Raw genomic sequence first — 18176 nt, forward strand, 5'->3', positions numbered from 1 at the left:
TACTTTACGGAAATTTTACATACAGGAAAAACAAGTAGTACAAAATAAAGAAATTTTGCTATAATCCCGGCGAATATGGTACACTATAGATTGAAAAAGTACAGGCAGAAGTACATAGGAATTCTTGTTCCGAGCACTTACCTGAAAACCTTTATAAGCAAGCTATAGCTTAGGGAGGGGAACCTTTCCCTTCCTAAAATCCTGGAAAAAAGCTGGTGAGACAGATGGCAGACACTCCTCTTGCAGTATTGACATTTTCCGTCCGTGCCTCCCATGTGCTGAAAGGCATGGGGATTGGCACCGTGGAGCAATTATTGGCCACACCCTCTAAAAGGATTGCGGTTCAAAAGAATGCCGGCCGTAAAACCCTGGAAGAAATTGAACGCATCCGGCAGGATATTCTGTCGGGTAAAATTGATTTGGCAGCCCTGGAACAAAAAGGCAGGGCTCCCGGGGCTGTTCCCAGGCAATTTTCCCAGGATCAGTTGTCCGAACTTTCCCGGCACTCCATTGGGGAGCTGGGGCTCTCGGCCCGGCCCTACCACGCCCTGATTCATCGGGAACTGGTGACCCTGGACCAGGTGGCGGTGCTGACTGTCGAAGAAATGGAAAAATGGACCGGCTTTGGTCATAAATCCCTGGTGGAGCTCCAGACCGTGCTGGGCCAGTGGCTTGCCAAGAACCTGGTACCCGCGGCTGCTGCCGAGGAGGAGCTGCCAGGGGAGGGGGAGATTTCTGAAGCCTGCCGGAGCTATTTTCAGAACCTGGCCCAGAACCTGAGACCCCTCCAGTGGGTGTCCTGGCACCAGTTAAAGGAGGCGGCGGACAAGGCCGGCCTAACCGAAGCTTTGGTGTATTATGGGGACCAGCTGCCCCGGCAGCTCCAAATGGATCTGCTGTCCATGCCCGTTTTGGCACCGGCGCTCAGAAAACTGTTTTTCCAGCTGGCACCGGAAGGGATTCTCAAAACGGAAGAACTGAAAAAAGAACTGGATCAGCTGGACCTGCCCATTGCCGGGGACGTGCTGTTTCAGGTATTTCTGCGCCGCCACGTGGGAGCCCTTTTGGGGAACGCCTGCTATTTTCCCCGGCCCAATCTCAGCCGGTACCTGCGGCGGCATGCCAAGGAGTGGGATGCCCGGGTGCTGTCCATGCTGCGGCTGCGGCTCCAGGGAGAAACCCTCCAGGCCATCGGCAACCGGTTTTCCGTAAGCCGGGAGCGGGTGCGGCAGATTACTTCCAAAATGGCTCGCAAATTCCCGCCCCTGTACGAAGACTACTATGAACGGCCCTTTACCTATTTCAAATTTACCAAGGAAGAATTCTGTCAGGCCTTTCCCCAGTGCGGCGGCCAGGGCTACGAGTTCCTGGCCCTTCGGTGGGAGCGGGGGACCCACAAGGTAAACCGGGAAAATATCGAGGCCTACCAGGATGTTTTCAGAGGCCAGCTGGTGCGCTGCCTGGTGGCCAAGGACAAGCAGAGCATTACCCGGACGGCCCTGGCTTACCGGGTGCTGCTCAGCAACAGTGAAAATGCCCTGACCATGGAAGAACTGGCCCAGGCCTACAACCGGTACCTGAAGGACAACGGCTACCCCAAGGAGCGGCTCCACCTGAACATCCATACCCTGACCAATACCCTGCGCAATTCTTCCCATGTGGTGTGGGACCAGAACAGCCGGGTGCGGTACTGCGAAGCGGACGGGGAGCGGCTGTGGGAGGAAATCGACTTCCAGCGGTACAAGGACAAGGTGATTTCCACAGAGCTCATCTACCGGGATTATCCGGACCTGATGGAAGCCCTGGACCTGCGGGATGGCTACGAGCTGTTCTATGCCCTAAAGACGTCCCAGCCCCAAGCTGCCCCAGGCGGCCTTTCCGTGGTATTTCGCCGGGTGCCGGTGGTGGTCATTGGGGACGGCCGGGAGGACCAGCAGGCCCTGGACCTGCTAAAGGAACTTTCCCCGGTAAGCTACCACGACTTTTACCAGGCCTACGAGGAGCGCTATGGGGTCAAGAAGGAAACGGCCCAGGGGAACGGGGAACTGAACCGGCCTCTGCTGCCCTATTATGCCCACGGGGAATATACCCTGGAAGTGCCCACCCTGGACCCCCGGGACCGGGAGCCCTTTCTCCATGCCCTGGGCCAGAAAAAGTTCTGGTTCTGGGATGATTTGAAGCGGGTGTTTGCCGCGGTCTGCATCCATTCGTCCCCGGATGCCTTAAACCGGGCAGCCTTTCAGCGGATTGGCTACGCTTTCCAGACCGGCTACGCCTACAAAAGCGAATACGGTACAGCCCTGCGGTTTTTCGACCAGGAAATCTTTAACGGCAAGGTGGTACAGCTCAGTCAGCTGGATCCCCGGCTTACTTCCCTGCCCACCTTCCAGTCCGCCCTGAACCATAAGCGGAACAAACTGGAATACATCGAAACCCGGCCCAAGGTCCTGGAACCGGCTGCCCAGGTGGAACGCAAGTACGGCATTAGCCGCCAGGAAATCAAGGCCTTCCAGAAATGGGTAAACAGCCAGTGCCGGGAACCCTATTTCAATGGCTACAGCCTGTGGTCCCAAATCCGGGACTACCCTTTGGTCCGGAAAATCCAGGGGAAAAAATGGCTGTACACGGCCCTGCTGCGGCAGCAGGCTGGGGTTTCCTCCCTGGTGGTTACCGGCGGCCTGGTGCTCAGCCGGGAAAACCAGACTCTCAATCTGAGAAAAATCTGCCTGTGGCTGGCGGACCGGTACGGCAAAAAGAGCCTGGAAGAAATGACCCGGTTGTTCAACAAACAATTCGGCACCCAGGTGCCTTCATACAAACTGGCGGAAAAACTGCGGGGCAAAGGGGTCTGGGAACAGGTGATTACCGATTCCCTGGAATCCTACCTGGATCAGCTGCTGCCGGAGTAAATTGTATAATTACGTAAAAATATACCGATATAGTGAATTAATATTCACAATAAGCGGGTTTTATGGTATAATGCGTGCATGCGCAGAAAGGTGGTTTTGTTGTGCATTGGAAGAAAATTCTCGGAATCTGTACGGCCGGCCTGCTGTCCCTGCCCGGGGCAGTGAGCGCTGGGGAAAAGCTGGTGTTTGTCCCCTTGGACAACCGGCCCGTTTCCCTGGCCTATACAGCGGACAGTTTCCGCAAAGCAGGGTATCAGGTGGTAACGCCTCCTGCAGAGCTTTTGGCCTCGGACCGGCAGCAGGGGAAACCGGAACAGCTGGAAAAATGGCTGGAGCAGGAAATTCCCGGGTCCATAGGGACCGTGGTTTCGGCAGATACCCTGATTTATGGGGGCCTTACCGGGTCCAGGACCCATGAGCTGCCGGCGGGGGTTCTGGCCAAACGGACCCAAAGCCTTTTGAACCTGAAAAAGAAATTTCCCTTGGTTCCGGTCTATGCTTTTGCAACCATTATGCGGTCTCCCCGCTACAGTGCAGCGCCGGCCGAACCGGCCTACTACGCCCAGTATGGGCCCCAGATTTTTCGCTGGGGGGAACTCCGGGACCGGCAGGAATTGCAGCTGCTGAACAAAAAGGAAACCCAGGAGCTGGAACAGTTGGAAAAGAGCCTGCCCCAGGAGGTTCAGACGGACGTTCTTTCCCGCAGAAGCAAGAACCTGCGGGTGCTGGAGCAGCTGGCCCAGGGGATTCCGGAAGGCCGGCTGGATTACCTGGTCATTGGCCGGGACGATTCGGCGCCTTTTTCGGAAGCCCACCGGGACGCCAGGGCCTTTTTCCTGACCACGGGAGATGTACCTTCCTATAAGCTGCGCTCCTTCTCCGGAACCGATGAACTTGGGATGCTGATGCTGAACCGGGCAGTGAACCGGAGCAAGGGGGTTACCCCCCTGGTGTACGCCTACTATACCGGCGGCACCGGCGGCAGGACCGTGCCCAGCTACGAGGACGGCACCATCCGCCAGAGCTATCGCCAGCACGTGCTGGCTGCCGGCGGGTACCCGGCCCTGCTGGATAAGAATGCGGACCTGGTGCTGGGGATTTACACCCCGGTCAACGGCATTACCGCCGGGGCCGATACGGACGCCAACACCAGTCGTTTGGATGACCGGCAGGAAAGTTTTTTGGCGAAAACCAGACGGTACGTGGACGCAGGCCGGAACGTGGGCCTGGCGGACATTAACGTCAGCAACGGGGGCAGCAATGGCCTGGTAAAGCATCTGCTTACCGCCCGCCAGGGCAAAACACCCCTGGGCTGGGAGCTGGGCTCCTACGCCGGCTGGAATACGGCCGGCAACTCCCTGGGCTATGCCCTGGGGCAGGGGCTGCTCCGCAAGCGCCTGTCCGACCAGAACCGGAAGGACCTGCTCACGGTCCGCTACCTGGACGACTGGCTGTACCAAAGCAAGGTGCGCCAGGAAGTGCGCCAGCAGCTGATCTACCCCAAAGGGTACCCGGATGGGGCCCTGACGGACCAGGAAACCCTGGAAGCACAGCAGTTTATTGCCAAAGCCATGCCAGAAGCTGGGAAAAAGTACTTTGTGCCCCAGGTCTGGCAGGCATATACCTTTACTTTGCCCTGGCACAGGACCTTTGAAGTCTATGTCAAGCCAGCGACAAAACCGGAAGCACGTAAGTAAAAGGAGGGAAAATCATGACATTATTGGAAGAAGCTATGGGACTGCGGGAGGAAATGGTAAAAAGACGACGGGACCTGCACGCCCACCCGGAAACAGCCTGGACGGAATTTCGCACCACCAGCATCATTGCCACGGAACTGAAGAAACTGGGGTATGAAGTGCTTATGGGAGCAGATATTATGAAAGCTTCCGAGAGAATGCTGGTACCTTCTGAAGCGGAGCTGGAAAAATGCGCCAAACGGGCCATTGCCGAAGGGGCGGACCCGGAGCTGGTGGCCAAAATGCAAGGCGGCATGACCGGCTGCGTGGGGGTCATGCATTTTGCCAAACCGGGTAATACCGTTGCCCTGCGCTTTGATATCGACTCGCTCTTTGTGGCAGAGGACCCGGACAAAAAGCACCGGCCCACTGCAGAGTGCTTTGCTTCCCAGCACCCCGGCCTGATGCACGCCTGCGGCCATGACGGTCACGCCACCATCGGCCTTGCGGTAGCCAAACTGGTGGCAGCCCACAAGGACGAAATGGCCGGCACCTTGAAAATCTGCTTCCAGCCCGGTGAAGAAGGGGTGGTAGGAGCCAAGGGCATGGTGGCCAGCGGTATCGTGGATGATGTGGACTACTTCCTCAGCGGCCATATCGGCCTGGGAGCTGAAAAGAACAACGCCCTGGTCTGCATGACTACGGGCTTTTTGGCCACGGATAAAATGGACGCGGTCTTTACCGGGGTTCCCGCCCATGCCGGCGCCGACCCGGAAAAAGGCCGCAATGCCTTGCTGGCAGCGGCCCAGGCGGCCATTTCCCTCCATACCATTGCCCGGCACAGCGAAGGGGTCTCCCGCATCAATGTGGGGGTCCTGGAAGCCGGTACCGGCCGGAACGTAATCCCGGCCAATGCCCGAATCAAATTTGAAACCCGGGGCTCCACGGCCAAAATCAACGATTATATGGCCAGCGAAGCCAAGCGCATGGTGAAGGCCGCTGCAGACCTGTACGGGGTCCAGGTGGAAATTCTCCCCATGGGCAGCGCCACTGCCTCCGGCTCCGACGCCGATATGGGCCAGGAAATCTATGACCTCATCAAACCTCTGAACGTTTACAAGGAACTCAAATTGGAAGACCAGGTAGGCGGCAGTGAAGATTGCTGCTACTTCATGAGCCGGGTACAAAGCCACGGCGGAAAAGCTGTCTACATGCTCTACGGAACGGAACTGGAAGCCGGACACCACCAAAGTGATTTTGACTTCAACGAAGATGTTTTGCCCCGCACAGCCTTTACCATTACCTATCTGGTCAAACACTTTGGCAATAAGGCGAAGTGAGCCGCGGTTTGACTTTTTAGGCCTCCCGTGGTAAACTTGTAGCAACTTCAAATGATTACCTTTAAATCTAGTCCTGTGAGACTAAGAAAGGGACTTTTATTTCAGGAGCTATTTAGAAGCCTTCTTGTCTTAGGACGAGAAGGCTTTATTTTGTTGATAAAAGCCTTTTTGGAAAGTTGAACAGTTGTGAAGCAGGATTGTGTAAAGCGTTTGCAGTCAATCAGTGAGGAGGCTATTCCATGACCAAAGCAGCAGTCAGCCTTTCCGGGCGGGATATTCTAGATCTGGCGTCCCTGTCCGTGGAGGAATATGAACTCATTATGCGCACCGCCGCAGAAATGAAAAAAATTATGAAGCGGGACATTAAAAAGGTTCCCTCCCTGCGAGGCAAGTCCATCATTAACCTGTTTTACGAAAACAGCACCCGTACCCGTTCGTCCTTTGAACTGGCCGGCAAGTACCTGGGAGCTGATGTCATCAACATTTCTACCGCAGGTTCCAGCGTGGCCAAGGGCGAATGCCTGAAGGACACCATCCTGACCGTACAGGCCATGGCCTGCGATGCCATCGTCATGCGGCACCCCATTGAAGGGGTTGCCAAATACGCAGCGGATATCGCAAGTCCCGTGGTCATCAACGCCGGGGACGGTGCCCATGCCCATCCCACCCAGGGCCTTTTGGATATGTTCACCATCCTGGAACACGGCAAAAAGTTTAAGGGCCTGAAGATGGCCATCATCGGCGATATCCTCTACAGCCGGGTAGCCCGCAGCAACATTGCGGCCTGGACCAAACTGGGCGCCGACGTCCATGTGGCCGGTCCCATGACCCTGATTCCCCATGACGCTGAGGCGCTGGGGGTCACCGTCCACAAACGGGTAGAAGACGCCATTGAGGGCGCCGACGTGGTGGACGTCCTGCGGATTCAGCTGGAACGCCAGGAAAAAGGCATGTTCCCCACACCCCGGGAATACGCCCGGATTTTTGGGGTAAACGAAGAAAAAATGAAACTGGCCAAACCCGACTGCCTGGTGATGCACCCGGGTCCCATGAACCGGGGACTGGAAATTTCCTGGGAAACCGGCTACTCTGACCAGGCCGTAATCCGGGAACAGGTAACCAACGGGGTTGCCGTACGGATGGCACTGTTATTCTTGACGCTGACGGGAGGTAAACAAGTTGAAAACGCTAATTAAGAATGGTCGCCTTGTAGATCCCAGCCAGAATCTGGATGCAGTGCTGGATCTGTTGATTGAAGACGGAAAAATCAAGGAAACGGCTCCCCACATTGATGTGGACGCCGACGAAGTCTACGATGCCACGGGCCTTGTGGTAGCCCCTGGCTTTATTGACCTGCACACCCATTTGCGGGAACCTGGCCTGGAAGCCAAGGAAGACCTGGTCACCGGGACCATGGCAGCCGCTGCCGGGGGCATTACCCGGGTAGCCTGTATGCCCAATACCAAACCGGTGATTGATTCCTCCATTATTGTCAGCGGCGTCAAAAAACGCGCGGAAGAAGAAGGTTATGTCCATGTGGAAGTCATTGGTGCCATCACCAAAGGCGAAAAGGGACAGGAAATCACCGAAATGGGGGATATGGCCATGCGGGGCGCTATGGCCTTCTCCGACGATGGTCACTATGTGGACAGTGCCCACATTATGCTGCTGGCTGCCAAATACGCCGGCATCTTTGATAAAGCACTCATCTGTCATGATATTGAAACGGAACTGAACCACGAAGGCTATATGCACGAAGGGGCTGTTTCCGCCCGCCTGGGGGTTCCTGGGGTACCGGCCATTGCAGAAGACATTGCCGTCGCCCGGGATGCCATCATCGCGGAATATACCGGCACCCACGTACACATTGCCCACATCGCCAGCAAGGGCGCCGTGGACATTGTACGCCAGGCCAAAAAGAAAGGCATTCCCATTACCTGCGAAGTGGCCGTCCATCACCTGACTTTGACGGACGAAATGTGCTCCTCCTACAGCACCGCCACCAGGGTATCTCCGCCTCTGCGGTCTTGGGACCATGTGGAAGCCCTGCGGGAAGCCCTGAAGGATGGCACCATCGATGCCATCGTTACCGACCATGCACCCCATGCGCCGGAAGAAAAGGATGTGGAATTCCGCTACGCCCCCAACGGCTTCTGCGGACTGGAAACGTCTGTTGGGGTGATTCTTACCGAGCTGTACCAAACCCATGAGTTCACCATCAACGAAATCGTGGACAAAATGAGCACCAGCCCGGCCAAGCTGTTCAACCTGGATGCAGGCACCTTGCAGGTGGGCAAAAATGCCGATATCACCCTGCTGGACCTGGACAAGGAATGGACTGTGGACAGCAATAAATTCTATACCCGGGGCAAAGTAACGCCCTTTAACGGGAAACATTGTAAAGGTAAAGCTGCGGCCACCATCGTAAATGGCCAATTCGTTATGAAAGACGGTGTAGTATGCAAAAAATGAAGGGTAAGTTAGTGTTGAAGGACGGCGGCGTCTACGAAGGCATCCTGTACGCCAATCGGAATGCTGTAGGCGAAGTAGTTTTCACTACCGGTATGAGCGGGTATCAAGAAACCCTCACCGATCCTTCTTTCTATGGACAAATTGTAGTCTTCACCTATCCGCTGATCGGAAACTATGGCTGCAATGACCTGTTTAAGCAATCCGAAGGCTGCTGCTATCAGGGCCTGATTGTGGATGAACTGTGCGACGAACCCAGCTCCTGGCGGGATGAAGGCACGGTACTGGATTTCCTGGACAAAAACGACATTCCGGTGCTTACCGGTGTGGATACCCGGGCCATTACCCGGAGAATCCGTTCCTACGGTACCCTCCAGGGAGTGCTGGTGCCCGCCGATATGCCGGACGCAGAAGTCCAGGCCCTGCTCGCCACCCCGGACCGGCACGACCAGGTAGCCCAGGTGACCACCAAAGAAGTGTACACCATGGGTGACGGTCCTTACCACGTAGCCGTTATGGACTACGGTATCAAGAGAAACATTCTGCTGTCCCTGGTACATTACGGCTGCCGTTTGACGGTATTCCCGGCAGAAACCCCTGCCGAAGACGTCCTGGCCATCAATCCCGACGGTATTTTCCTGTCCAACGGTCCTGGCGACCCGGCAGACCTGACGGTGGAAATCGAAAACCTGAAGAAAATGCTGGGCAAGAAACCCATTTTCGGCATCTGCATGGGACATCAGGTCATGGCCCTGGCCAACGGCGCCAAGACCAAAAAAATGCTCTTTGGCCACCGGGGCATCAACCAGCCCGTACGGGACCTGGTGGACCACAAAATTACCATTACCTCCCAAAACCATGGCTTCATGGTGGACGAGGATTCCTTAAAGGGCCTGCCTGTGGAAGTGACCAACCGCTCCCTGAATGACGGCACCATTGAAGGTCTCCGGTATCTGAATCATCCGACCTTCACCGTTCAGTATCACCCGGAAGCCTGCCCTGGACCCAGCGGCAACGCCTACTTGTTTGAACGGTTTATCAAAATGATGGGAGGGCATTGATATGCCAAAAAAAGAAAATATCAAGAAAGTCATGGTAATCGGTTCCGGTCCTATCATTATCGGCCAGGCTGCAGAGTTTGACTATGCAGGGACCCAGGCTTGCCGGGCCCTGAAAGAAGAAGGGCTGGAAGTGGTGCTGGTCAACAGCAACCCGGCCACCATTATGACCGACGTACACATTGCCGACCGGGTTTATGTAGAACCCCTGGATGTGGAATTTTTGGAAAGCGTTATTGCCAAGGAACGCCCGGATTCCCTGCTGGCCACCCTGGGCGGCCAAATGGGCCTGAACCTGGCCATTGAGCTGGATAAAAAAGGCATCCTGAAAAAATACAACGTGCAGCTGCTGGGCACCCAGATTGCCAGCATCATGAAAGCCGAGGACAGAGAACTGTTCAAGGAAACCATGGAAAAACTGCACCAGCCCATTCCTCCCAGCACCATTGTGGAAAGCGTGGCTGAGGCCAAGGAATTTGCCAAGACCGCAGGCTACCCCCTGATTGTGCGCCCGGCCTACACCCTGGGCGGCACCGGCGGCGGTATTGCCCACAACGACGAAGAACTGGACGATATCACCACCAAGGGTCTGATGTACTCCCTGATTGGCCAGGCCCTGATTGAACGCAGCGTGGCAGGCTGGAAAGAAATCGAATTCGAGGTTATCCGGGACAGCGCCGACAACTGCATCACCGTCTGCAACATGGAAAATATCGACCCGGTGGGCGTGCATACCGGCGACAGCATCGTGGTAGCGCCCTGCCAGACCCTGACGGATCGGGAAGTCCAGATGCTTCGTACCGCCGCCATCGACATCGTGCGGGAACTGGGCGTAGAAGGGGGCTGCAATGTGCAGTATGCCCTGAACCCGGAATCCGAAGAATACATTGTTATTGAAGTAAATCCCCGGGTCAGCCGTTCTTCTGCCCTGGCTTCCAAGGCAACGGGCTATCCCATTGCCAAAGTGGCCTCCAAGATTGCAGCCGGCTACACCCTGGACGAAATCGAAAATGCCGTTACCAAGAAGACCTCTGCCTGCTTCGAACCCACCCTGGACTATGTGGTCCTGAAGATTCCCCGCTGGCCCTTTGACAAGTTCGTTCATGCTGACCATACCCTGGGCACCCAGATGAAGGCCACCGGCGAAGTCATGGCCATTGAACGGAACATGGAAGCCGGCCTGCTGAAGGCAGTGCGGTCCCTGGAAATCGGCCTGATCCATATGGATATGCCCGAACTCCACAAGCTTACCGACGCCGAAGTGTTTGCAAAGGTAAAGAAAGTGGACGATGAGCGGCTGTTCACCATTGCTGAAGCGTTCCGCAGAGGCATGACCGTGGACCAAGCCCACGACATCACCAAGATTGACAAGTTCTTCCTGCGGAAGATTCGCCATATTACCGAAATCGAAAAGCAGCTGGCTGCCGGCCCCCTGACCCCGGAACTGCTCCGGGAAGCCAAGGTAAGAGGCTTTGCCGATGAGGCCATTGGCCACTTTACCGGCAAGAAGGGCCTGGAAATCCGCAGCCTGCGGAAAGAATGGAAGATCATTCCTACCTTCAAGATGGTAGATACCTGCGCCGCCGAGTTCGATGCGGAAACGCCCTACTACTATTCCACCTATGGGGTAGAGGACGAAGTGGAAGACACCGACAAGAAAAAGGTGGTTGTGCTGGGTTCCGGTCCTATCCGGATTGGCCAGGGCGTAGAATTCGACTACTGCTCCGTACACTCCGTGTGGGCCCTGAAGGACCTGGGCTACGAAACCATCATCATCAACAACAACCCAGAAACCGTCAGCACGGACTTTGATACCGCTGACCGGCTGTACTTTGAACCGCTGACCCTGGAAGACGTACTGAACGTGATCGACCGGGAGCAGCCGGAAGGGGTTATCGTCCAATTCGGCGGCCAGACCGCCATTAACCTGGCCGGCCCCCTGCACGAATGCGGCGTGAAGATTCTGGGTACCTCTGTCGACGATATTGACCGGGCAGAAGACCGGGAACGGTTTGAACAGCTGCTCACCGCCGTGAACATCGACCGTCCCAAAGGCTGCACCGTATTTGATATTGACGGCGCCCTGAAGGCTGCCGAAAAAGTCGGTTATCCTGTGATGGTGCGTCCTTCCTACGTACTGGGCGGCCGGGCCATGGAAATCGTCTACAACCCGGAAGAACTGCGCTACTATATGAACAACGCCGTTAAGGCTTCCCATGAACACCCTGTACTGGTGGACCATTACCTGATGGGCACCGAAGTGGAAGTGGACGCCATCTGCGACGGCAAGAACGTTCTGATTCCTGGGATTATGGAACACGTGGAAAGAGCCGGGGTCCACTCCGGGGACAGCATCGCGGTATATCCGCCCCGGACTCTCAGCCAGCACATCATTGACACCATCATTGACCATACCAACAAACTGGCCCTGGGCCTTTCTGTACACGGCCTGATCAATATCCAGTACATCGTCCGGGACGACCAGCTGTACGTCATTGAAGTGAACCCCAGATCCAGCCGTACCGTACCCTTCCTGAGCAAGGTTACCGGCATCTCCATGGTGGACGTGGCCACCAAATGCGCCATGGGCGTCAGCCTGCCGGAACAGGGCCTGAAGGCCGGCCTGAAACCTTTCCCGGATTACGTGGCGGTGAAGGCTCCGGTGTTCTCCTTCAACAAGATGACCGATGTGGACATCACCTTGGGACCTGAAATGAAATCCACCGGTGAAGTCATGTGCATCGATGACAAGTTCCCCAAAGCCCTGTACAAGGCCTGCATTGCTGCCGGCATCGAAGTACCGGAAAAAGGAACCATCCTCATTACCGTAGCCAACCAGGATAAGGAAGAAGTAGTACCCATTGCCAAGGGCTTTACAGACCTGGGCTATGACCTGGCTGCTACCAAGGGCACCGCAGAATACCTGAAGAGTCACGGGATTCCTGTAAGCCATGTGGAAAAAGCCAGCGCCGGCAAGCCCAACCTGCTGGACGATATCAAGGAAGGCCGCATCTGCATGGTAGTGAACACCTTCACCCATGGCCAGGATGCCACCCGGGATGGCTTCAAGATTCGTCGGTCCACGGTAGAACACGCCATTCCCTGCCTGACTTCCCTGGATACGGCCCGGGCTCTCCAGCACGCTATGGCGGCTATGGCCCACCAGCGGATCAACAGCGTCATTGCGCTGCAAGATCTGAAAACGGAGTAAGGTATGACTGCATATAAGGTTGAAGGGACCCTGCTGTTCAAGAAACAGCTGTCCCAGGATATACGCCTGATGGAAATCAAGGCACCGGAAATTGCCAAAACGGCACAGCCGGGACAATTTGTAACCCTCAAACTGAACCACCTTTCCGTTCCCCTGCTGCGCCGCCCCTTTGGGGTGGCCGGGGTGGACCGGGACCGGGGAACCCTGCAATTGATGTACCGGATTGTAGGGGAGACCACGGAACTGATGGACAAACTGGCCGTGGGCAGCCCCGTGGATCTTTTGGGGCCCCTGGGCCACGGCTTTGCTATGGAGGCCAAGCGGCCGCTATTAGTCGGCGGCGGCATGGGTCTTGCTCCCCTGCATTTTCTGGCAGCCGAGTACAAGGGCGCCAAGCCCGACGTGCTCATTGGCGGCCGGACCAAGGCGGAACTGTTCTGGGTGGACCTGTTCAAGGACAAGACGGGCCTCCAGTACGAAACCACCGATGACGGCTCCTGCGGCGTCATGGGTACGGTAAACGCTGTGCTGCCCCAGCTGCTGGCCAAGGGTCTGTATGACTGTGTGTACGTCTGCGGCCCCTCCAAAATGATGCGGGCAGTGGTGGCCGAAGTGGACAAGGCCGGCGTACCCTGCCAGATTTCCCTGGAAAAATACATGGGCTGCGGCTTGGGCGCCTGCCTGTCCTGCACCTGCAGCGGCATCGGCAAACGGGTAAAGGTCTGCAAGGACGGCCCGGTATTTTGGAGCGGGGAGGTGACAGAATGGTAAAACCCTGTGAGGATCCCAGAATGACGGTGAAAATCGCCGGCATGACTATGAAAACCCCGGTGACCACGGCTTCCGGCACCTTTGGCTTTGGCCTGGAATTTACGGATTTCCTGGACCTTGACCAGGTGGGGGCCATTACCGTAAAAGGCACCACCCTGGAACCCCGGGCGGGGAACAAGGGCCAGCGTATTGTGGAAACCCCTTCGGGTATCCTGAACTGCGTAGGCCTGGAAAACCCCGGCGTGGAAGTGTTCCTGAAGGAAACCCTGCCCCACCTGCGGCAGGTGACGAAAAGCCCCATCATCGTCAACATTGACGGCAATACCCCAGAAGAATACGGGGAGCTGGCGGCCATGCTGGACGTGGAAGGGGTAGATGCCATCGAACTGAACGTGTCCTGCCCCAACGTGGCCCAAGGCGGTCTGGCCTTTGGTACGGACTGCGGGGCTGCGGCCCAGGTGGTGAAAGCCGCCAAGGCCCGGACCAGCAAGGTGGTAATCACCAAACTGTCCCCCAATGTAACAGATGTTACGGAAATTGCCCGGGCGGTGGAAGCTGCCGGTACCGATGCCATTTCTCTCATTAATACTTTGGTGGGAATGAAAATCGACATTACCACCCAAAAACCCGTTTTGGGCAATATTATGGGCGGGCTCTCGGGCCCGGCGGTGCGGCCGGTGGCCGTGCGGATGGTGTACCAGGTGGCCCAGGCTGTTAAGGTGCCTCTTATCGGCATGGGCGGCATTACCTGCTGGCAGGATGCAATAGAATTTATCCTGGCCGGCGCCACTGCGGTAGCTGTTGGTACGTCCAACTTTACGGATCCGGGCCTGGCCCAGCACATCAGTGAGGGGATTCAGGGCTATTTGGAAGCCCAGCAGCTTTCTTCCCTGGAAGAACTGAGGGGACGTGCCCTGCCCGGCAGAGGAGAAGCCTAATGGACCCTAAAGATCGCTTGATTACAGCTTTGGATTTCCCGTCCTTTGCTGAGGCCAAGGCCTTTGTGGAGGAACTGGGGGATTCCCTGAGCTTTTATAAAGTGGGTATGGAGCTGTTTTATGCAGCCGGCCCGGAAATCATTACCTATCTCAAAGAAAAGAACAAAAAGGTGTTCCTGGACCTGAAGCTCCAGGATATTCCCAATACGGTGGCCCATTCCTTGGCGGTACTTACCCGGCTGGGAGTGGACATCTTGAACGTCCACGCAGTGGGCGGCGCCAAAATGATGGCAGAGGGTGCCAAGGCGGTGCGGATTGCTGCGGCGGCCCTGCATAGACCCGCTCCCAAACTCATTGCCGTTACCGTGCTTACCAGCATGGATGACGCCCAGTGGGAGCAGCTCCATTATGCCCAGCCCATTGCCCAGCAGGTGCTGAGCCTGGCCCAGCTGGCCAAGGAAAGCGGCCTGGATGGGGTAGTGGCTTCTCCCCGGGAAGCTGGGGAAATCCGCAAGGCCTGCGGCAAGGATTTTCTCATTGTAACCCCGGGCGTTCGGCCGGCCTGGTCCGCAAAGAACGACCAAAGCCGGATTGCCACTCCTAAGGCAGCCCTGGAAAACGGTTCCACCCATTTGGTGGTGGGCCGGCCCATTACCCAGGCTGCGGATAAAAAGGCAGCGGCAGCAAAAATCTTGGAAGAAATGAAAGAGGCGGCAATATGAACGATAAGAATGTACTGCGTATGCTCGAAGAAACCCAGGCTGTCATGCACGGCCATTTCCTTTTGACCAGCGGCCTGCACAGCCCCATGTACGTGGAAAAATTTAACGTACTGCGGCAGCCCCGGTATACCGAAGCCCTGTGCAAGGAACTGGCCAGCCGCTTTATCAACGATAATGTGGAACTGGTGGTAGGCCCCATGACCGGCGGTATTCTCCTGGCCTATGAAGTGGCCAAGAACCTGGGCACCCAGTTCTTCTTTACGGAACGGGTCAACGGGAAAATGACCTTCAAACGGGGCTTCCACATTGAACCGGGCACCCGGGTGCTGATTGTGGAAGATATCGTAACCACCGGCGGCAGCGTCAAGGAAGTACTGGACGTGGTCAAGGGCGAAGGCGGCGTGCCGGTAGGCGTGGGCCTGTTGGTAGACCGGAGCGGCGGCAAGGTGGACTTTGGCGTGCGCACGGAACCCCTGCTGCAATTGGAAGTGGAAGCTTTCAAACCTGAGGACTGCCCCCTGTGCAAGGCCGGCGTACCGTTGACCCAACGGGGCCGTACCGGCAAATAAGCCGGCCCCTTCCTGGGAACGCTTCCCACGGGCGGCCTTATTGACAAATTATGGTATAATAGGGTTAGATAAATAGATTCTTGAGGAGGATTCCCATGGAAAAAGTTACTGCAGATTCCAGCATTATAGAAACGGTGCAGTTGCACCCCGAAATTATTGACATTTTCATGCAATATGGTTTGGGCTGCATCGGCTGCATGGCTGCCAACTTCGAAACCATCGGCCAAGGCGCCTCCGCCCATGGCATTGATGTAGAAGCCCTGATTGCAGACATCAACGACTGCATTGCCGCTGTGGAAGGCGGAGAAAACTAAGAGCTGGCTAGACTGGCTGCGTAAATCCCTTTACCGAGAGAAGTTCTTTCGGTAAAGGGATTTTTTTGCGTTTTGGGGGGAATAGAGCTGTACTGAAACTGATAACAGTTCGAAAACGGTACAGCCCAAATACCCTTGTAATGTACTAGCTATTGTTTATAGAACGTTTAAAACAAAGAAAATAAGTGAGTAAAAATAATTTTATGCATATTTTCGGCCATAAATGGCGAGAACACCGAAACTTCAGTTAAATTGTCACGATTCGGCGTGAATTCGTTGATTTTTTGCCGAAAAGGTTTTATAATGGTGAAAAATGGTGAAAAGTGGAGCGAAGGGGGTGAACAGATATGCTGATGGGAGAGTTCGAACATACCATTGATGCCAAAGGCCGTCTGTTCATGCCTGCAAAGCTTCGTGAAACCTTGGGCACACCGTTTGTAGTTACCAAAGGCGTGGATGGGTGTTTGGATGTGTATCCCATGGCAGCCTGGGAAAAACTGCAAGTTAGCTTTTCCCAAAAAATGATGCCCAAACATAAGGAAAGAGACGTTTCCCGTTTTATTTTCGGCGGCGCCGCAGAAGTGGAGCCGGACAAGCAGGGGAGAATCCTCCTGCCGTCCAACCTGCGTACCTATGCCAAAATCCAGGACCGGGTCCTGATTGTAGGGGTGGGGAGCAAGGCCGAAATATGGGATGCTGAGCGGTACGCCGCTTACACCAGTGCTGTAGAAGATGATGTAGCGCAATTGGTAGAAGAACTGGATTTTGAATCATTGTAAACGGGGACTGAATATGGAATTTGTACATAAAAGTGTGTTGTTAGAAGAAAGTGTCTCCTGGCTGGTTACCGACCCCCAGGGGATTTATGTGGACTGCACCCTGGGCGGGGCTGGCCATTCCAGCCGGATTGCCCAAAAGCTGGCTCCGGAAGGGCTGCTGATTGGCATCGACCAGGACGAGGACGCCATTGCCGCCGCCACCGAAAAGCTCAAGGGAGCACCCTGCCAGGTCCGGATTGTGCACAACAATTTTCGGAATCTGGGAGACATTCTGGACCAACTGGGACTTGCCGCCGTGGACGGTATTTTTTTTGACCTGGGGGTATCCTCCTATCAGCTGGATACGCCGGAGCGGGGCTTTTCCTATATGCATGACGGGCCCTTGGATATGCGCATGGACCAGGAACGGTCCCTGACCGCTGCCAAGGTGGTCAATACCTATTCAGAAGAAGCCCTGGCAGAGCTGATCTACAAGTACGGGGAAGAACGCTGGAGCCGCCGGATTGCCCAGTTTATTGTGGCTGCCCGGAAAGAAAAGCCGCTTGCGACCACCTTTGACCTGGTGCATGTGATCAAGGCAGCCATTCCCAAGGGCGCCCGGCAGGATGGACCCCACCCTGCCAAACGGACCTTCCAGGCCATTCGGATTGAGGTCAACGATGAACTGAAAATCCTGGACAAAACCATGGAAACAGCCGTGGCCCATCTGAAAAGCGGGGGACGGATTGGGGTTATTACCTTCCATTCCCTGGAAGACCGGATCATCAAGCAGGCTTTCAAGCGCATGGCCAAGGGCTGCATCTGCCCGCCGGAACTGCCGGTGTGCGTCTGCGGCCATAAGCCGGAACTCAAGAAACTGAAAGACTTTACCCCCTCGGAAGCAGAACTGGCCGATAACCCCCGGGCCAGAAGCGCCCGGCTAAGAGGCGCCATTAAGATTTGACTTGAGGAGAGAAGCGATGTATACTCGGAAGAATTCGCGCCATGAACTATGGTCTAAAGATATCAGCTATAATTACGGATCTTCCGCTGTACAGGAAGAGCCGGAAACTACCGAAGAAGAACCTTCGGAAAAAAATAAACAAAGGGAGACGAAGATTTTGCGTCGCCAGGTTGTGTTTTTGTTCTTGTTGGGTGTATTATGTTACTTCGGGAACGTGGTGCTGAGCCAGCAGTACATTGTGAAAAGCAATGAGCTGGTCCAGCTGAAAAAAGTTGAGGCGGAATGCCTGGACGAGAACGAAACCCTGAAAATTGATGTGGAGCGGCTGAAAAGTCCGGAACGGATTACCAGCATCGCCAGCAAAGAGCTGGGGATGAGCACAGCCCGAAGCAATATTTACGTGCGGGTGGATGGAACTGATAACGCGCCCGGGAAAAAATAACACGGCAGGCGGAGTACCGGACTCCCCCTTGCCGC

At 55.7% G+C, this 18176-nt stretch carries 15 protein-coding genes; all 15 read left to right on the forward strand.

The window, feature by feature from the left end; all coding sequences use genetic code 11:
* Positions 1-224 precede the first annotated feature (224 nt).
* The 15 genes from C7E10_RS10450 to C7E10_RS10520 all read left to right on the forward strand — a co-directional run bounded on the left by C7E10_RS10450 (position 225) and on the right by C7E10_RS10520 (position 18141).
* On the forward strand, positions 225-2909 hold the full coding sequence (locus C7E10_RS10450; RefSeq protein ID WP_105327217.1) for a DNA-directed RNA polymerase subunit alpha C-terminal domain-containing protein: 2685 nt from the start codon (positions 225-227) through the stop codon (positions 2907-2909).
* Between the two features lie 101 nt (positions 2910-3010).
* Positions 3011-4606 (forward strand): DUF4127 family protein, encoded by a 1596-nt coding sequence (locus tag C7E10_RS10455; RefSeq protein ID WP_105327218.1) that lies wholly within the window; start codon positions 3011-3013, stop codon positions 4604-4606.
* 14 nt (positions 4607-4620) lie between these two features.
* Positions 4621-5925, forward strand: a complete 1305-nt coding sequence (locus C7E10_RS10460) for an amidohydrolase (RefSeq protein WP_105327219.1) — start codon at positions 4621-4623, stop codon at positions 5923-5925.
* A 239-nt stretch (positions 5926-6164) separates the two neighbouring features.
* Entirely contained in the window at positions 6165-7121 is a 957-nt protein-coding gene (locus C7E10_RS10465; RefSeq protein ID WP_105327220.1) for an aspartate carbamoyltransferase catalytic subunit, read from the forward strand.
* The gene (locus C7E10_RS10470; protein WP_105327221.1) at positions 7105-8397 is read left to right on the forward strand and encodes a dihydroorotase; all 1293 of its coding nucleotides are present in this window, start codon (positions 7105-7107) and stop codon (positions 8395-8397) included. Before C7E10_RS10465 ends, C7E10_RS10470 begins: the two co-directional genes overlap by 17 nt.
* Positions 8385-9455, forward strand: coding sequence for a carbamoyl phosphate synthase small subunit (locus tag C7E10_RS10475; RefSeq protein WP_105327222.1), 1071 nt, complete (start codon positions 8385-8387; stop codon positions 9453-9455). The genes C7E10_RS10470 and C7E10_RS10475 overlap by 13 nt, the downstream gene beginning before the upstream one ends.
* Before the next feature lies 1 nt (position 9456).
* Complete coding sequence (gene carB, locus C7E10_RS10480) at positions 9457-12663, forward strand: carbamoyl-phosphate synthase large subunit (RefSeq protein WP_105327223.1); 3207 nt, start codon at positions 9457-9459, stop codon at positions 12661-12663.
* 3 nt (positions 12664-12666) lie between these two features.
* Complete coding sequence (locus C7E10_RS10485; protein WP_105327224.1) at positions 12667-13434, forward strand: dihydroorotate dehydrogenase electron transfer subunit; 768 nt, start codon at positions 12667-12669, stop codon at positions 13432-13434.
* Positions 13428-14372 (forward strand): dihydroorotate dehydrogenase, encoded by a 945-nt coding sequence (locus C7E10_RS10490; RefSeq protein WP_105327225.1) that lies wholly within the window; start codon positions 13428-13430, stop codon positions 14370-14372. Before C7E10_RS10485 ends, C7E10_RS10490 begins: the two co-directional genes overlap by 7 nt.
* A complete protein-coding gene (pyrF, locus tag C7E10_RS10495) occupies positions 14372-15094 on the forward strand; it encodes an orotidine-5'-phosphate decarboxylase (RefSeq protein ID WP_105327226.1) in 723 nt (240 codons plus the stop codon). Before C7E10_RS10490 ends, pyrF begins: the two co-directional genes overlap by 1 nt.
* The gene (gene pyrE / locus C7E10_RS10500; protein WP_105327227.1) at positions 15091-15663 is read left to right on the forward strand and encodes an orotate phosphoribosyltransferase; all 573 of its coding nucleotides are present in this window, start codon (positions 15091-15093) and stop codon (positions 15661-15663) included. Before pyrF ends, pyrE begins: the two co-directional genes overlap by 4 nt.
* 95 nt (positions 15664-15758) lie before the next feature.
* Positions 15759-15977 carry a DUF1858 domain-containing protein gene (locus C7E10_RS10505; RefSeq protein ID WP_105327228.1) on the forward strand — a complete coding sequence of 73 codons (219 nt, stop codon included), beginning with the start codon at positions 15759-15761 and terminating at the stop codon, positions 15975-15977.
* 347 nt (positions 15978-16324) lie between these two features.
* Positions 16325-16756 carry a division/cell wall cluster transcriptional repressor MraZ gene (mraZ, locus tag C7E10_RS10510; protein ID WP_105327229.1) on the forward strand — a complete coding sequence of 144 codons (432 nt, stop codon included), beginning with the start codon at positions 16325-16327 and terminating at the stop codon, positions 16754-16756.
* Positions 16757-16769: 13 nt separating this feature from the next.
* Positions 16770-17699, forward strand: a complete 930-nt coding sequence (gene rsmH, locus C7E10_RS10515) for a 16S rRNA (cytosine(1402)-N(4))-methyltransferase RsmH (protein WP_199614568.1) — start codon at positions 16770-16772, stop codon at positions 17697-17699.
* A gap of 157 nt (positions 17700-17856) precedes the next feature.
* Positions 17857-18141: a septum formation initiator family protein gene (locus C7E10_RS10520; RefSeq protein WP_231085874.1), complete on the forward strand. Its 285-nt coding sequence runs from the start codon at positions 17857-17859 to the stop codon at positions 18139-18141.
* Positions 18142-18176 lie beyond the last annotated feature (35 nt).

Origin of the sequence: Acidaminococcus hominis, from assembly GCF_900291475.1 — a bacterium.
Lineage (GTDB): Bacteria > Bacillota > Negativicutes > Acidaminococcales > Acidaminococcaceae > Acidaminococcus > Acidaminococcus hominis.

What these genes read in the sequence shown, in the direction of transcription:
- C7E10_RS10450 (WP_105327217.1), top strand. Translation starts at nt 225, where the DNA reads ATGGCAGACACTCCTCTTGCAGTATTGACATTTTCCGTCCGTGCCTCC.
- C7E10_RS10460 (WP_105327219.1), top strand. Translation starts at nt 4,621, where the DNA reads ATGACATTATTGGAAGAAGCTATGGGACTGCGGGAGGAAATGGTAAAA.
- C7E10_RS10465 (WP_105327220.1), top strand. Translation starts at nt 6,165, where the DNA reads ATGACCAAAGCAGCAGTCAGCCTTTCCGGGCGGGATATTCTAGATCTG.
- C7E10_RS10475 (WP_105327222.1), top strand. Translation starts at nt 8,385, where the DNA reads ATGCAAAAAATGAAGGGTAAGTTAGTGTTGAAGGACGGCGGCGTCTAC.
- carB (WP_105327223.1), top strand. Translation starts at nt 9,457, where the DNA reads ATGCCAAAAAAAGAAAATATCAAGAAAGTCATGGTAATCGGTTCCGGT.
- C7E10_RS10485 (WP_105327224.1), top strand. Translation starts at nt 12,667, where the DNA reads ATGACTGCATATAAGGTTGAAGGGACCCTGCTGTTCAAGAAACAGCTG.
- C7E10_RS10490 (WP_105327225.1), top strand. Translation starts at nt 13,428, where the DNA reads ATGGTAAAACCCTGTGAGGATCCCAGAATGACGGTGAAAATCGCCGGC.
- pyrF (WP_105327226.1), top strand. Translation starts at nt 14,372, where the DNA reads ATGGACCCTAAAGATCGCTTGATTACAGCTTTGGATTTCCCGTCCTTT.
- pyrE (WP_105327227.1), top strand. Translation starts at nt 15,091, where the DNA reads ATGAACGATAAGAATGTACTGCGTATGCTCGAAGAAACCCAGGCTGTC.
- C7E10_RS10505 (WP_105327228.1), top strand. Translation starts at nt 15,759, where the DNA reads ATGGAAAAAGTTACTGCAGATTCCAGCATTATAGAAACGGTGCAGTTG.
- mraZ (WP_105327229.1), top strand. Translation starts at nt 16,325, where the DNA reads ATGCTGATGGGAGAGTTCGAACATACCATTGATGCCAAAGGCCGTCTG.
- rsmH (WP_199614568.1), top strand. Translation starts at nt 16,770, where the DNA reads ATGGAATTTGTACATAAAAGTGTGTTGTTAGAAGAAAGTGTCTCCTGG.